Raw genomic sequence first — 14,997 nt, 5'->3', positions numbered from 1 at the left:
GGCATCCACCGCATCAGTTCATGGCGTGTAGCGCGTCAGCGGGTTGATCCGGTCCCCGGATCGGTGTGCTCTTCCAGATTTCGAGATGCTCCTTTCACCAGGCGCGCTTGTCTAGGCCCCGTTTCCAGGCGCCGGGCCGGCAGAAGGCGTGGGCCGTCCCCGGTGCGGTGCTGGTCAAGTGGAACACCGAGAATGAGCTCAGGCATCATCCTTTCCGAAACCGCTTGATTTCAGGGTAGCGCCAGATCTCATCGGCCTGAATGAACCGGATCAAGCGGAACGAAAAGGACCGTCAGATCAGGGCGCTCCGCCCGAAACCAGCCTCATCTGGCAGGCCCTATCAGTTCCAGCGGCGGCCCAGTTAGGCCGCCGCCCGTTCATAGGAAAATCAATGGTTACGCGGGGGTGGAAGAAAAAGACTGGTAAAGTGGAACCATTTTTGCCCGGAATGGCAAAAAATTCCGGGATTTTTCAACACTCGGTTCTCGCGCAGTGTGAGATCAGCCGCATTTCGAGTGTCCACATGCGCGGCAGGTCATGCATCCCTCGATCATTGCCAGTTCATACGCCCCGCATGCAGGACAGGCCCGACCGCGCGGGGCATCCCCGACTGCAAGCTTCGCCGCTTCGGGATCGGATTTCAGCCCCAACCCCTCGCCCGCGATAAAGCCAATGCGGATGAGATGCTGTTCAATCACCCCGCCGATTGCAGCAAGGATCGAGGGAATGTAACGGCCTTCAACCCATGCCCCGCCACGCGGGTCGAACACCGCTTTCAGTTCTTCGACCACAAAAGACACATCGCCCCCCCGCCGGAACACGGCCGAGATCATGCGTGTCAGCGCAACAGTCCAGGCGAAATGCTCCATGTTCTTGGAATTGATGAAAATCTCGAAAGGCCGGCGATGGTTGTTGATGACCGTATCGTTGATCGTCACATAAATTGCATGTTCAGAGCCGGGCCATTTCAGCTTGTAGGTATGCCCCTCCAGGGCTTCGGGCCTGTCAAACGGGGTTGAGAGGTAGACCACATCTGCCCCGGTATCGATCTGCGGCGCGGCGTCACTTGCCACGGGCACAGACAGCACCGATCCGGTTACGTCATTGGGCCGGTAGGTTGTGCAGCCTTTGCAGCCCATATCCCATGCGGCCATATAGACATCCTTGAAATCGTCAAAGCAGATGTCTTCGGGGCAGTTGATGGTCTTGGAGATAGAACTGTCGACCCATTTCTGCGCTGCTGCCTGCATGCGCACATGATCGAGCGGAGCCAAAGTCTGCGCATTGACGAAATATTCCGGCAGGGGTGCATCCCCGTGCATGTCGCGCCACATCCGCACGGCGTAATCCTCGACGGTTTCTTCCGTGCGTGATCCGTCTTTTTGCAAAACCTTGCGGGTATATTCATAGGCAAAGACAGGCTCGATGCCGGAACTGACATTGCCGGCATACAGACTGATAGTCCCTGTCGGCGCGATCGAGGTCAGAAGCGCATTGCGTATGCCATGCGTGCGGATCGCCTCGCGCACATCCGCATCCATGGCGCGCATATTGCCGGAACTTAGGAAAGCATCGGCGTCGAATAAGGGAAATGCCCCCTTCTCGCGCGCCAGATCGACACTTGCCAGATAGGCGGAACGCGCGATGGCGTGCATCCAGGCATCCAGCTGCGCCACGGCGGCATCGGACCCGTAGCGCAACCCGACCATCAACAGCGCATCCGCCAGCCCTGTCACCCCCAGACCGATGCGGCGTTTGGCGCGCGCTTCCTGCGCCTGCGCGTCCAGCGGAAAGCGGCTGGCATCAACCACATTGTCCATCATGCGCACGGCCACGCGCACAAGGTCATCCAAGGCCGCCTTATCCAGCGCGGCCCCGTCCCCAAACGGGTTTGCAACCAAACGCGCCAGATTGACCGAGCCCAGCAAACACGCCCCATAGGGCGGCAAGGGCTGCTCGCCGCAAGGGTTGGTCGCGGCAATCGTCTCGCAATAATTCAGGTTATTGGCAGCATTGATCCGGTCAATGAAAATCACACCCGGTTCGGCATAATCATAGGTCGCGCGCATGATCCGGTTCCACAGATCCCGCGCCTGAAGCGTGCGATAAACCCGCCCGTCAAATTCCAGATCCCACGGCCCATCAAGTTTTACGGCATCCATGAACGCGTCTGTTACCAAGACCGACAGGTTGAACATCCGAAGGCGCGCGGCATCTTGCTTGGCGGTGATGAAATCCTCGATATCGGGGTGATCACAGCGCATTGTTGCCATCATGGCCCCCCGGCGCGACCCGGCCGACATGATCGTCCGGCACATGGCATCCCACACATCCATAAAGGACAGCGGGCCAGACGCATCGGCAGACACACCTTTGACAGGCGCGCCCTTGGGGCGGATCGTGCTGAAATCATAGCCGATCCCGCCCCCCTGCTGCATTGTCAGCGCCGCCTCGCGCAGCATCTCGAAAATACCCCCCATATTGTCAGGGATCGTCCCCATGACAAAACAGTTGAACAGCGTCACAGATCTGCCTGTGCCCGCCCCTGCTGTAATCCGCCCAGCGGGAAGGAATTTGAAATCTTCCAGTACGGCATAGAATCGGTCTTCCCAGACCGCCTGATCTTCCTCGACCGAGGCCAGATCACGCGCGATTCTGCGCCATGTATCTTCAACGCTTTCATCCAAAACCGCACCGGCGGCGTCTTTCAGCCGGTATTTCATGTCCCAGATCTGTTCGGCAATGGGGGCAGCAAATCGGGTCATGGCGTGGCATCCTTTGGGGTATATCTTGGGAGAGGCCACAAGATAAGCGCGGCCTTCGTCGGGGTCAACGCCTTAACCCCTCTTGCCGCCACGCGCATCTGCGCTAGAAGACAAACCATGAGCAACACAATCCATCTGATAAAACTTTGCGTTGGCGCCGAGCAGGTCGAAGACCTGATCGCATGGCAGCAATCTAACCGCGCCAGGGGTGCTGACGGGCTGCCGCGCCATGTGACGCGCATGCGCCCCAAGCGGGTTGAAGACATCCTCAATGGCGGATCACTCTATTGGGTGTTCAAGGGGGCGGTGCTTGCGCGCCAGCGCATTCTGCGCCTTGATGAGGTAACTGGGGTAGACGGTCTGTTGCGCTGTGCCATCGTGCTTGACCCCGAAATCATCCGCACCGCTTCGGCCACCAAACGCCCCTTTCAGGGCTGGCGCTACCTCAAACCCGAAGATGCGCCCCCAGACCTGCCCAAAGCGCGCAAGGGCGATGATACGCTGCCGCCCGAACTGGACGCGGCCCTTGCTGATCTGGGTTTACAGTAAGCAGGCATTTTCTTGCCAGAAATACTCAATCCAACAGGCCCGCTTGGTGGGGCGGTGCCCGTGTCAGCCCAGACGCTGCATCACGGGAAACGTCTCCAGCAACCACCACGAAAAGGCAGAGAACGCGCCTGTCAGCAGCGCCACCCCGACAAGAATCAGCATAACCCCCATGACTTTCTCGATCACCGCCATATGCCGCTTCAGCCGCGTCATCAGCCCCATCGAGCGTTGCACAAAAATCGCGGCCAGCAGGAATGGCAGGCCCAGACCCAGCGCATAGACACCAAGCATCGCAGTGCCACGGGTGACAGTGGCATCGGTGGCCGCAAGCGTCAGGATCGCGCCCAGAACAGGGCCAATGCAGGGCGTCCAGCCAAAGGCAAAGGCCAGCCCCAACACATAAGCCCCGAAGGCGGAACCGCCACGGTCGCCTGCGTCGATGCGTGCCTCGCGCATCAGGAACGGAATCCGAAATACACCCAGAAAATGCAGGCCAAAGACAATCACCACCCCGCCTGCGATCTGGCCAAACAATTCGGCATTTCGCAAAAACAAATGTCCCATAGTCGAGGCAGTGAACCCCAGCAGCAAGAACACTGTCGACAGGCCCATGAAGAAAAACAGCGCAGGCAGAATGGCGCGGCGGCTGGCGCGGCCCTCTTCTGTCAGCTCTTGCATGGAAATTCCGCCCATATAGGCCAGATAGGGGGGCACAATCGGCAGCACACAGGGTGACAGGAACGACAAGACCCCTGCCCCGAACGCGATCATAAGCGCGGCCACAAGACCTGCATCGAACACATCTATCCCGAACATGACCCTGCCTTTTTATTGGTGACTTGCCAACAGATACGCGTCTGGGGCGCTGCGGTCACCCGGTGACCTGTCACTTTCGCGTGCCATGTGAAAACATGTCGCAAGTGAAAAAGGGCGGGCCATGCACAGATGGCCCGCCCGATAGGCATCAGCGTGCGGACCACCAGCCGCTGCGCTTTTTCTCTGGCTTGGCGGGGGGCGCGGCAACCTCGCTTACAGGTGCCTCTGCCACCGGCGCGGATGTGTCAGGCGCGGGCACAGGGGCCTCTTCCTGCACAGGTGCCACGGCATCCCCGACCACAGCATCCTGCGCGACAGGTGCCGCCTCGGTCTGGGGCGCGTCTGGCGTCTGTTCAGCCACAATGGCAGGCTCTGGCGCAGCAACCGCCACAGGCGTGTCAGACCTGTCCACAGAAGCGCTTTCAGGCGCTACGGGTGCGGCGTCTGCGGTTTGCTCGGCACTCTCGCCCTCGGCCACAGGCTTTTTCTTCGCCGCAGGCTTGCGCCGTGTGCGCTTGGGCTTTGCGGGTGCGGCCTCGGCCTGTGCTTCGGCACCCTCTGATGCGCCCGCATCCACGGCTTGCGCTGGCTGTTCTGCGGTGTCGGTGCGCAGCTCTTCAGTCTTGGCGGCGGTTTTCTTGGACCGGCTGCGTGTCGCGCGCTTTGGTTTCGCGGGCGGGGTTTCTTCCGCAGCCTCTGGCGCTGGCACCTCGGCGGGGGTGTCAGCTTCTACCGCAGGCGGGGTATCTTCGCTTTCAGCAGGGGCGTCATCACCCTCTTGCTGCGCGTCGCTCTCGGTCTCTTGTGCGCCGTCATTGTCATCGGCACCGTTCTGGCCACCGCCACGCCTGCGCCTGCGCCGCCGCCGCTTTTTGCGCGGCTGGGTATCGGCCTCGGCCACTTCTTCAGCCTGTGTTTCCTCAACCTGCTCTTCGACCAGATCCTCTTCTTCTTCCAGGTCGGGCATCAGAGTGGTGCTGATTGACACAACATCAGCGGGCGGTGTCGGAACGCGGGTCGCGGTCTTGAATTTCTCGATCTCGAAATCGGGGCTGACCATATGCGGGTCAGCTTCCAGCCGGACGGCCATGCCATAACGCGCTTCAATCTGTGCCAGATGCTCGCGCTTGAAATTGATGATGAAATTCACCACCGCCGCAGGCGCACGCACCAGCACTTCGCGCGAACGCCCGCGCGTGCCTTCTTCCTCGATCTGGCGCAGCACGGTCAGGCCCATGCTGTCATCAGACCGGATCAGACCAGTTCCATGGCAATGCGGGCAAGGCTGCGTCGTGGCTTCCAGCATGCCGGGGCGCAGACGCTGGCGCGACATTTCCAACAGGCCAAAGCCCGAGATGCGCCCCACCTGAATGCGCGCGCGGTCATGCTTGAGCTTGTCTTTCAGCATCTTCTCGACAGACGCGTTATTCTTGCGCTCTTCCATGTCGATGAAGTCGATGACGATCAACCCTGCCAGATCGCGCAGGCGCAACTGGCGCGCAATCTCGGCGGCCGCTTCCATATTGGTCTTGAGCGCCGTCTCCTCGATCGAGCCTTCGCGGGTGGCGCGGCCAGAGTTGATGTCGATGGCGACAAGCGCTTCGGTAATCCCGATAACGATATACCCGCCCGAGGGCAGTTGCACAGTCGGGTTGAACATCGCTGCCAGATAGCTTTCGACCTGATAGCGGGCGAATAGCGGCATCTGTTCCTGATACAGCTTCACGTTCTTGGCGTGGGACGGCATGATCATCTTCATGAAGTCCTTGGCAACGCGGTAGCCCGCCTCGCCCTCGACCAGAACTTCATCGATATTCTTGCTATACAGATCGCGGATCGTGCGCTTGATCAGATCGCCTTCCTCGTAGATCGGGGTTGGCGCGATGGATTTCAGCGTCAGATCGCGGATCTGTTCCCACAGGCGCAGCAGATATTCGTAATCGCGCTTGATCTCGGCCTTGGTGCGGTTGGCACCTGCGGTCCGGATAATCAGCCCTGCCCCTTCGGGCACCAGAATTTCGTTTGCAATCGCCTTGAGTTTCTGGCGGTCAGCGGCATTTGTGATCTTGCGACTAATGCCGCCGCCGCGCGCAGTGTTGGGCATAAGCACGCAATAGCGGCCCGCCAAGGACAGGTAGGTTGTCAGGGCAGCGCCCTTATTGCCGCGCTCTTCCTTGACCACTTGCACCAGCATGATCTGGCGCACCTTGATGACTTCCTGAATTTTGTAGCGGCGCATGCGCGGCTTGCGGCGCGGGCGCACCTCTTCGCTGGCATCCCCGTCCGAAACAGCCTCGATCCGGTCATCAATCTCGGTCGCGTGATCTGCGGCGCGGTAGGGTTCGTCCTGATCGCCCTCTGCGGATTTCACATCTTCGGCCGCCAAGGTCGCGCTGTCATCTGGCACAACGACTTCGGCCACAGCCGCGTCGGCGACGGGTGCCTCTGGTGTGTCTGTGACCAGAGCATCATCATCGCCATCAGTCTCGACGATATCCATGCCCGAAATTTCGCGCTTTTCCACCTGATCGGGGGATTTGCTGCGTTCCGGCTTCGCATCCTGTCTGCGCCGGTTGGAACTGCGCTGCACACCTTTGCGGGCTTTGGGGGCGGCATCTGTGCCCTCATCCTCATCCGCATCAGCGGCAAGTGCGCGTTCTTCTTCCAGAAGGGCCGCGCGGTCTGCTGCGGGAATCTGGTAATAATCCGGGTGAATTTCGTTAAAGGCAAGAAACCCGTGGCGATTGCCGCCATAATCTACAAACGCCGCCTGCAACGAGGGTTCGACCCGTGTTACTTTGGCAAGGTAGATATTTCCTGCAAGCTGTCGCCTGCTGGCGGTTTCAAAATCAAATTCCTCGACCTTGGTTCCATCGACCACCACAACGCGGGTTTCTTCCGCGTGGGTGGCATCTATTAACATTTTCTGAGCCATGTATGTCCAATGCGCGCCAGCTTGCAGGTTGCGCGCCGGTCCCGTGCCGTTGGGCATGGGCGGGCGGCGTTACACGTGTAGCGGCGTGACTTGTCTGTGCGGGGAACAGCAAGGCCCGCTTTATAGCCGCAAGTGCGCCCACAAGGCATGACCTTGGCGGGGCGACGGGCAATATGCGTGCGACAGCTGTCATCGCGTTTCCTGTTTTGCCGCAATGGTGCGGCGTGGTTCGTGTCTTGCCCGGTCGTCATTTCTGAGAACACGGACTCCAAAGCCTTGCGGCCGATCCATCTGCCTGGGGGCGATGCGGTATGTCACCAGCGCGCCAGTCTGCCCATGCAGCGAAATTCGTTCGGATACATCCTGTTGCTCAGGACGTATCTTTACATGTTCACAATAAGGGGGAATGGCAGGCAAATACAATCAGATTTTGCATACCATGTCCTCTCCCGCATGCTTTCAGGAATAATGCCGGTTTTATTGTCTGTTTTCAGACCCGGCCAAAGGCGCGGCGAGTGATAAATCCCACGAACCCACGCGCCGCTTAGACATAATCCGATCTGACCAGACCATATTTCGCCATTTTCTCGTTCAGGGTGCGCCGTGGCAGACGCAATTCTTCCATCACCAATGTGATCGAGCCTTTGTGGCGGCGCATGGTGTTGTCGATCAACATGCGCTCGAACGCCTCGACATGGTCTTTCAGCGGCTTGCCTTCGGTCGTCATCATCTCGCCCGTGGCCTCGTTATCGGCCATGATAAGCGACATCAGCCCGCCTTCCTCTCGGCGGCTTTGCAGGGCGGCGCGTTCGGCTATGTTGACCAATTGGCGCACATTTCCGGGCCACGGTGCCTGCAACAGCTGCGCTGCTTCCGGCATCGACAATTCCGGAACAGCACAGCCATATTCATCGGCGAAGCGATCCAGATACGTGTTGAACAAAGACAAGATATCCTCGCCCCGCATCCGCAGCGGCGGCAGCGTCACCTTATGCGCAGACAGCCGGTAGAACAGGTCAGGGCGCAAAGCATCTTCAATGGTCTGGTCGGCGCGGTGGGTGTTGCATACGGCCACAATCCGGGTCTCCGGCGGGGTGCCCAGATCGTTGATCAGACCCAGCAAGCGCGCCTGCATCGGTTCTGACAGGCTTTCGACATCTTCCAGCACCAGCGTGCCGCCGCGCCCCTCTTCGACCAAAGGTTTGCCCACACTGTCATCAGATGTGCCAAACAGGCGCGCGGTCAGCACGTCATCTGACAGGCCAGCGCAACTGATGGAAACCAGCTTGCGCGACGCGCGCGGGCCGACCGCGTGCAAGGCATGGGCCACAAGCGTCTTGCCGGTTCCGGTTTCGCCATCTACCAGCACATGCCCGTCCGCCTGCCCGATATCGAGGATATCTTCGCGAAGACGCTGCATCACCTCGGACGCGCCGACAAGGCGACGCATGATCGTGGTGCCATCGGACAATTCATTGCGCAGCGCGCGGGCTTCCAGCGCAAGGCTGCGTTTTTTCACGGCCTTCTCGGCCAGCGCCATCATTTTTTCGGGGTTAAACGGCTTTTCCAGAAAATCAAACGCGCCAAGGCGCATCGCCTCGACCGCGATGGGAACATCGCCGTGGCCGGTAATCATGATAACTGGGATCGTGCTGTCCATGGCGACAAGGCGCTTTAGCAAGGACATGCCGTCCAGATTGGGCATGCGGATATCTGTGATAACAACGCCGGGGAAATCTGCGCCAATCGCTGCCAGCGCCTCTTGCCCGTCGGCATAGGTTTCGGTCGTGAAACCCGAAAGTGCCAGCCACTGACTGATAGACTGGCGCATATCCTGCTCATCATCGACGATGGCCACACGCATCTGACGGCTCATACTGGTGTTCCCTTATGTGGTGTCTGCCCCTGTTGAAACCGTTTGCGCAGGACACGCAAGATCAGGTCAGGCACGTTGGCGTTACTCAGCCGCATCACGATGCACCCCTTCGCGGGGAAATTCCACCTCGAACACGGCACCACCATCCGGCCCGTTCAACGCGGTCAGGCGCCCGCCATGATCATTCACGATTCCAGATGAAATTGCCAGCCCCAGCCCAACGCCCATTCCGGCCGGTTTGGTCGTGTAAAACGGCTCGAACAGGCTGTCGATATTTTCGATCCCCTGCCCGTTATCGCGCACTGTCAGCTTGGCGGTTTCGCCCTGACTGATGATGATGTCAATTTGCGGGCTGTTCACACCGCGCGTCGCATCCACCGCATTGCGCACAAGGTTCAGAATGACCTGTTCAACCCTGACAGTGTCGCCACGGATAATGACAGGGTTGGGCGGCACGGTGCGCACCACCAACACCCGACTGTCGCGCAACATCGGCTCCATCATGGTCAGCGCATCTGCCAGACAGGTGCGCAGGTCGATGGGGGCAAAAGCCTCTCCCCCCTTGCGGGCAAAGGATTTCAGCGTTCGCGCAATCGCGCCCATCCGGTCGATCAGATCATCAATCCGCTGGAAAGAGGCCAGCGCCTCTTCCGAGCGTTTGCTTTTCAACAGCAAGCGCGCCCCCGCCAGATAGGTTTTCATCGCGGCCAAGGGTTGGTTCAACTCATGACTGACCGAAGCCGACATTTCCCCCAAACTGGCCAGCTTGGACGATTGCGCCAGCGTCTGTTCGGCAACGGCAAGATCTTTCTGCACCCGCACCCGCGCCGCAATCTCGCGCTGAAGCCGCGCATTCAGCGCGCGCAATTCTTCCGATTCCTGCTGGAACACTGCCGATTGTGACCATGCGCGACGGCTGACAATGTAGAACACCAGCGCCAGCAACAGTGCAAAGCCCGTCAGCAACAGCGCAAGCGCTGCATTGACGCTTTCGCGCACAGAATCGTAGCGCGTGAAACTGACCAGACGCCAGCCACGAAACGGCACCCTGATTTCGGATTGCAAGACCGCCTCGCCGCGCACGAAAGCATCGGGCGGGCTTTGCGCCCAATCGGCTGTCACCCGCAGCGCGCGCGCAATGGCCGATGGCGCATCACGCAGCGCCAAAGCTTCCTCCAGCGACCGGCCCCGCCAGCGCGGTTCAGTTGCCAGAATGATCCGGCCGCTGGAATCCATCAGCGCCACAGCATCCGCAAACCCGGCCCAGCTGCGTTCAAATTTGGTCAGATCCGCGCCGACAATCACCACGCCAATCACTTCGCTGCCCTGCCGCACAGGGCGGGCAAAGGAAAAGCCGAAGCCCCCGCTTTCCAGTTCCTGCACCAGAAAGGCAGTGTCGCTGCTGCGCCGCGCCTCGACAAAGGCGGCATCGGCACTGCGGCTTTTGCCCAGATGGTTGCGATCGGTCGCGGCGACAACACGGCCTGTATTGTCCAGCAATTCAATGGTCGCCGCGCCAATCTCGGATTGCAGGTCGATCAGCCGCTGGGAGGTGGTCGCAAAATTGGCCTCTCGCAGCGCCGAGATCAGGTCTGGGTCACGCGCCAGCAACAAGGGCACAACCGAATTGCGCTGAAGTTCAGATTGGATATTGCCGGAATACAGCACCAGCCGCAATTCGGCGCGATTGCGCGTCGATTCGGTGAAACTCTCGGACAGAAACGCGTTCAGAAACCATGTGCTGACAAATGCCACGGCGACCAATACAACCACCACCGCGCGCCCCCATAAAGGGACGCCCAGAATGCTGCTGCGGCGGTTGTCAAGATCGGGCGGGCTAACCATGCGGCGCAGGATACGGGCTTTCCTTGCCTCGCTCAAGCGTGGCGCGATGCGGCTTTGATTATGCGGGCGCAAAAGCGCCGATCAGCCCGTCGAACATGCGCCGCCCGTCCGTGCTGCCGTGGATGGGCGCAAAGGCGCGTTCAGGATGCGGCATCATGCCCAAGACGCGCCGGTTGGCCGAGACAATGCCTGCAATGTCATTCATCGACCCGTTGGGGTTGTCGGCATAGCGAAAGGCCACGCGCCCTTCGGCATTCAGCTGGGCGATAGTCTCGGGGTCGGCTGTGTAATTGCCATCATGATGCGCAATCGGCAATGTGATCGTAGCGCCCTGTTCATAGGCGGCAGTGAACGGCGTATCCGATGCCTCGACCCGCAGGCCAACAGGTTTGCAGATATATTTCAGCTTCGCATTGCGCAGCAATGCGCCGGGCAAAAGGCCCATTTCCAGCAAGACCTGAAACCCGTTGCAAATGCCCAGAACATGGCCGCCGCGTTCGGCAAAGCCTGTCACCGCCTGCGCGATCGGAGAGCGCGCAGCGATTGCCCCGCAGCGCAGATAGTCACCAAAGCTGAAACCGCCCGGAATGCCCACAATATCAATGCCATCGGGCAGGCTGGTATCTTTGTGCCACACGCGTGTGACCTGTGCGCCTGCCTGCTCGAAGGCAACAGCAAGGTCGCGGTCACAGTTTGATCCGGGAAAGGTAATGACAGCGGCTTTCATCGCGCAAGGCTCCGTCTGGGCTTGGTTTTCCTGCCCTTTAGCGCGATTGCACGTCCGGCGCAAAGAGAAAGCGGCACGCTCACGCCATGAAATCCGCAATCACAGCCACACCGGGCGCCATTGGCCCGTCAAAGGCCGCAAGTTCACCCCCTGCCTGCGACAACCCCACTTCGCGCGCGATCATGGGTGTGAAATCCACCAGCCCGCCTGCGATCATTCCCAGAAGCGAGGGGTATTTATGCGCAGGCATGCCGCGTGTGCCGTAGATGGCCAAGTTTTTCTGATAGACCACGCTCATGTCGATTTCCATACGCGCGGTATGGCCCACTGGCATGCCCACCTGCACATGCCGCCCCAAGGGCCGCAAACACCGGAGCGAGGCGTTGGTGGTCTGGGCAATGCCCAGGGCCTCGACCGAGACATGCGCGCCGCCCCCTGTCAGATCGCGGATGGCCTGCGCCACATCGCCGTTGCGCGCATCAAGCGCGGCCTCTGCCCCAAGGGCGCGGGCATGGTGCAGCTTTTCGGGCACAATATCGACCACCACCACCCGCGCGCCCAAGGCGCGGCCCAGAATAAGCGTGGCAAGCCCGATGCCGCCTGTGCCATGCACCGCCAGCCATTCACCGGGGCGCAATGCGGCGCGGTCGGTCAGCGCATGAAAGGCCGTTGTCACGCGGCACCCAAGCCCTGCCGCCAGCACGGGTGACATTCCGTCGGGCAGGCGCGCAAGGTTATGGGCATGGGGCACGCCGATATATTCGGCAAAAGCGCCCGGCTCGGTAAAGCCCGGCAAGCGCTGGTCAGGGCAGGTATTCGAGACGCCAGAGCGGCAGGCCGGGCATGTGCCACAAGCCAGAATGAACGGCGCGATCACCTTGTCGCCCACCACCCAGCCGCTGCGCGCGCCCGCCGCGACCACTTCGCCGCAATATTCATGCCCCGGAATCTGCCCCGGTTTGACGCGCGGATGCTCGCCCACCCACCCGTGCCAGTCCGAGCGGCAGATACCACAGGCCAGCGTGCGCAGAACCACGCCATCGTCTTCGCAAACAGGGTCTGCAACAGTTTCGATGCTGAGATCTTGGTGATATTGGCGAAGTACGGCTGCGCGCATGAGTGTCTTCCTGACTGCCCGATTTCAGCGCAAGCTGCCCGCAAAGGCGGGCCGCGTCAAGCAATGCCACTCACGCCCCGTAAGGCACCCAGATGGTTTTGATCTGGGTCGCGGCCTGCAAGAAGCTGCGCCCTTGTCCCAATGGGTCAGGCACCTGCCACACGGGCTTGAGGTTGCCCGCACTTTCGCGCGCGACCAGTTCGGCCAGTGCAGGCTGCGCGCACCACAGCGCCGCCACATCGTCATGCCCAGAGAGCGTCTGCGCCAGATCGGCCACCGGCCCCGAGACGATATTGATGACACCTGCGGGAATATCGGAACAGGCCAGCACCTGCGCCAGTTCCAGTGCCGCCAAGGGGCGTGATTGTGACGGGGTCGCCACCACGCGGTTGCCCAGTGCGATGGCTGGCAGCACAAGCGACAGGAAGCCCAAAAGCGGGGCCTCTTCGCCGCAGACAAGCCCCATGACGCCAAAAGCTTCGTTCATGGCAAGGGTGATATGGGCGCTTTGCGTGTCATGTACATGCGCATCGAACTTGTCGGCCCATGCGGCGTAGTAGAAAGCGCGCGCAATGCTGGCCTCGATCTCGGAAAGCGGTGCGAAAGCGCGCAGGCTGTCCGCGCGCGCGGCAAGGTTTTCGCCCAGAAAATATAGCACTTGCGCCCGCTGGTGGCCGCTTATCGCGGTCCATGCGCTGGCTTTATGCGCCGCCTCGACCGCGTTGCGAATGTCCTTGCGGCTGCCAAGGGGCGCATGCCCCTGCACCGCGCCATCCACCAGCACGGTATAGCTTTGGCCCGCATCCGCGCGTTTCTGCGCGCCGCCGATATAAAGTTTATGCGTCCGGTCCAGCCCAGAGACAGGCGCCGCCTGCGGCAGCGGGGCGAGAGGCCCCGGCGCGGGGGCCGGGGCTATGATGCGCATGGGCCTGAGATAGGCCCCCATGCCAGAACGCGCGCCTTCGCGGCCAAAGCCGCTCTCGCGCATCCCGCCAAACGGGGCATTCGCGTCAAACAGATTGGTCGCGTTGATCCACACGACCCCCGCCTTGACCCGCGCGGCAATATCCATCGCCAATGTCAGGTTCTCGGACCAGATCGAGGCGGCCAGCCCGTAGCGGGTGGTATTGGCCAGTTCCACGGCCTCTTCCGGGGTGCGGAATGTCATGAGCACCGCAACTGGACCGAAGATTTCTTCGCTGACACAAGGGTTTGCGGGCGACACCTGAACCATCAGCGCTGGCGGGAAAAAGCACCCCTCGGGTGCGCGTCCCTGATACAGGACGCCCCCTGCGGCCTGCCCCTGCGCGACAAGCTCACGGATGCGCGCCAGCTGGCGCGGATGCACGATTGCGCCGATATCGGTGGATTTGTCCAGCGGCTCGCCCACACGCAAGCTGTCCATGCGCGCGCGCAGTTTTGCTTCAAACTGCGCGGCCACCGCCTCGGCCACCAGAATGCGCGATCCTGCGCAACACACCTCGCCCTGATTGAACCAGATCGCATCGACCACCCCTTCAACCGCGGCATCCAGATCGGCATCGGCGAAGACGATGAAGGGCGACTTGCCGCCCAGTTCCAATGTCAGCGCCTTGCCACTGCCCGCTGTTGCGCGCCGGATTTCACGGCCCACATTGGTTGATCCGGTGAAGGCGATTTTATCCACGCCCGAATGCGCGACAAGGGCCGCACCTGTTGTGCCATCGCCTGTTACGATATTCACCACGCCTGCGGGCAAGCCTGCCTCGATGCAGATTTCGGCAAACAAAAGCGCTGTCAGGGGCGTGTATTCTGCCGGTTTCAGCACCACAGTATTGCCCGCCGCCAAGGCGGGCGCGATCTTCCATGCCAGCATCAGCAGCGGAAAGTTCCACGGGATGATCTGCCCGCAAACCCCATGCGGCCCCTGCCCCACAAATTCCTCGGCCCCCAATTCGGCCCAGCCCGCATGGTGGTAGAAATGCCGCACCGCCAAGGGCACGTCTATATCGCGCGCCTCCCGCAAGGGTTTGCCATTGTCGAGGGTTTCCAGCACAGCAAACAGACGCTCGCGTTTCTGGATCTGGCGCGCAATGGCATAGAGGTGGCGGGCGCGCGCATGGCCTGACAGGCCGGACCACGCGGGAAAGGCTGCGCGCGCAGCACTTACAGCGGCGTCAACATCCTGCGCTGTGCCTTGTGTGACTTGCGCCAGAACTTCGTCGCGGGCGGGGTTGCGGCTGTCAAACAACGCGCCCGGCGCAGTGAACTGGCCGTTTATGAAATGCCCGAATGGCCCGTGCGCCAGCCAGTCGCGGGCGATGGCGTCACTTTCCAAGGCGGGGCCATAGTCCATGGTGTCCAGAATCTCCGTTACAGTTGGCATGA

At 60.9% G+C, this 14,997-nt stretch carries 9 protein-coding genes; 1 reads left to right on the top strand and 8 read right to left on the bottom strand.

The window, feature by feature from the left end; all coding sequences use genetic code 11:
- Positions 1 to 500 precede the first annotated feature (500 nt).
- Complete coding sequence (locus BG455_RS01700; RefSeq protein ID WP_071468239.1) at positions 501 to 2,765, bottom strand: adenosylcobalamin-dependent ribonucleoside-diphosphate reductase; 2,265 nt, start codon at positions 2,763 to 2,765, stop codon at positions 501 to 503.
- Between the two features lie 117 nt (positions 2,766 to 2,882).
- Between BG455_RS01700 and BG455_RS01695 the strand changes: the two genes are divergently transcribed.
- Positions 2,883 to 3,314, top strand: coding sequence for a DUF1489 family protein (locus BG455_RS01695; protein ID WP_071468238.1), 432 nt, complete (start codon positions 2,883 to 2,885; stop codon positions 3,312 to 3,314).
- 63 nt (positions 3,315 to 3,377) lie between these two features.
- Here BG455_RS01695 and BG455_RS01690 read toward each other — a convergent pair whose 3' ends face one another.
- The 7 genes from BG455_RS01690 to BG455_RS01660 all read right to left on the bottom strand — a co-directional run bounded on the left by BG455_RS01690 (position 3,378) and on the right by BG455_RS01660 (position 14,995).
- On the bottom strand, positions 3,378 to 4,130 hold the full coding sequence (locus BG455_RS01690) for a cytochrome c biogenesis CcdA family protein (RefSeq protein ID WP_071468237.1): 753 nt from the start codon (positions 4,128 to 4,130) through the stop codon (positions 3,378 to 3,380).
- Positions 4,131 to 4,278: 148 nt separating this feature from the next.
- Entirely contained in the window at positions 4,279 to 7,065 is a 2,787-nt protein-coding gene (locus tag BG455_RS01685; RefSeq protein ID WP_071468242.1) for an Rne/Rng family ribonuclease, read from the bottom strand.
- A 544-nt stretch (positions 7,066 to 7,609) separates the two neighbouring features.
- Positions 7,610 to 8,941 carry a sigma-54-dependent transcriptional regulator gene (locus tag BG455_RS01680; protein ID WP_071468236.1) on the bottom strand — a complete coding sequence of 444 codons (1,332 nt, stop codon included), beginning with the start codon at positions 8,939 to 8,941 and terminating at the stop codon, positions 7,610 to 7,612.
- A gap of 81 nt (positions 8,942 to 9,022) precedes the next feature.
- Complete coding sequence (locus BG455_RS01675) at positions 9,023 to 10,786, bottom strand: sensor histidine kinase (RefSeq protein ID WP_071468235.1); 1,764 nt, start codon at positions 10,784 to 10,786, stop codon at positions 9,023 to 9,025.
- Positions 10,787 to 10,844: 58 nt separating this feature from the next.
- Complete coding sequence (purQ, locus tag BG455_RS01670) at positions 10,845 to 11,513, bottom strand: phosphoribosylformylglycinamidine synthase subunit PurQ (protein WP_071468234.1); 669 nt, start codon at positions 11,511 to 11,513, stop codon at positions 10,845 to 10,847.
- A gap of 79 nt (positions 11,514 to 11,592) precedes the next feature.
- Entirely contained in the window at positions 11,593 to 12,630 is a 1,038-nt protein-coding gene (locus tag BG455_RS01665) for a zinc-binding dehydrogenase (protein ID WP_071468233.1), read from the bottom strand.
- A gap of 70 nt (positions 12,631 to 12,700) precedes the next feature.
- Positions 12,701 to 14,995 carry an aldehyde dehydrogenase family protein gene (locus BG455_RS01660; RefSeq protein ID WP_071468232.1) on the bottom strand — a complete coding sequence of 765 codons (2,295 nt, stop codon included), beginning with the start codon at positions 14,993 to 14,995 and terminating at the stop codon, positions 12,701 to 12,703.
- Positions 14,996 to 14,997 lie beyond the last annotated feature (2 nt).

Source organism: Roseinatronobacter thiooxidans, assembly GCF_001870675.1.
In the GTDB taxonomy this organism is placed as follows: Bacteria; Pseudomonadota; Alphaproteobacteria; order Rhodobacterales; family Rhodobacteraceae; genus Roseinatronobacter; species Roseinatronobacter thiooxidans.
Note: the sequence above shows the minus strand (reverse complement) of the source record. Positions and strands in the feature narration are given on the sequence as shown.

Bases quoted from the DNA above. Each gene is read 5' to 3' on its own strand.
- BG455_RS01700 (WP_071468239.1), bottom strand. From the start codon at position 2,765: ATGACCCGATTTGCTGCCCCCATTGCCGAACAGATCTGGGACATGAAA.
- BG455_RS01695 (WP_071468238.1), top strand. From the start codon at position 2,883: ATGAGCAACACAATCCATCTGATAAAACTTTGCGTTGGCGCCGAGCAG.
- BG455_RS01690 (WP_071468237.1), bottom strand. From the start codon at position 4,130: ATGTTCGGGATAGATGTGTTCGATGCAGGTCTTGTGGCCGCGCTTATG.
- BG455_RS01685 (WP_071468242.1), bottom strand. From the start codon at position 7,065: ATGGCTCAGAAAATGTTAATAGATGCCACCCACGCGGAAGAAACCCGC.
- BG455_RS01680 (WP_071468236.1), bottom strand. From the start codon at position 8,941: ATGAGCCGTCAGATGCGTGTGGCCATCGTCGATGATGAGCAGGATATG.
- BG455_RS01675 (WP_071468235.1), bottom strand. From the start codon at position 10,786: ATGGTTAGCCCGCCCGATCTTGACAACCGCCGCAGCAGCATTCTGGGC.
- purQ (WP_071468234.1), bottom strand. From the start codon at position 11,513: ATGAAAGCCGCTGTCATTACCTTTCCCGGATCAAACTGTGACCGCGAC.
- BG455_RS01665 (WP_071468233.1), bottom strand. From the start codon at position 12,630: ATGCGCGCAGCCGTACTTCGCCAATATCACCAAGATCTCAGCATCGAA.
- BG455_RS01660 (WP_071468232.1), bottom strand. From the start codon at position 14,995: ATGCCAACTGTAACGGAGATTCTGGACACCATGGACTATGGCCCCGCC.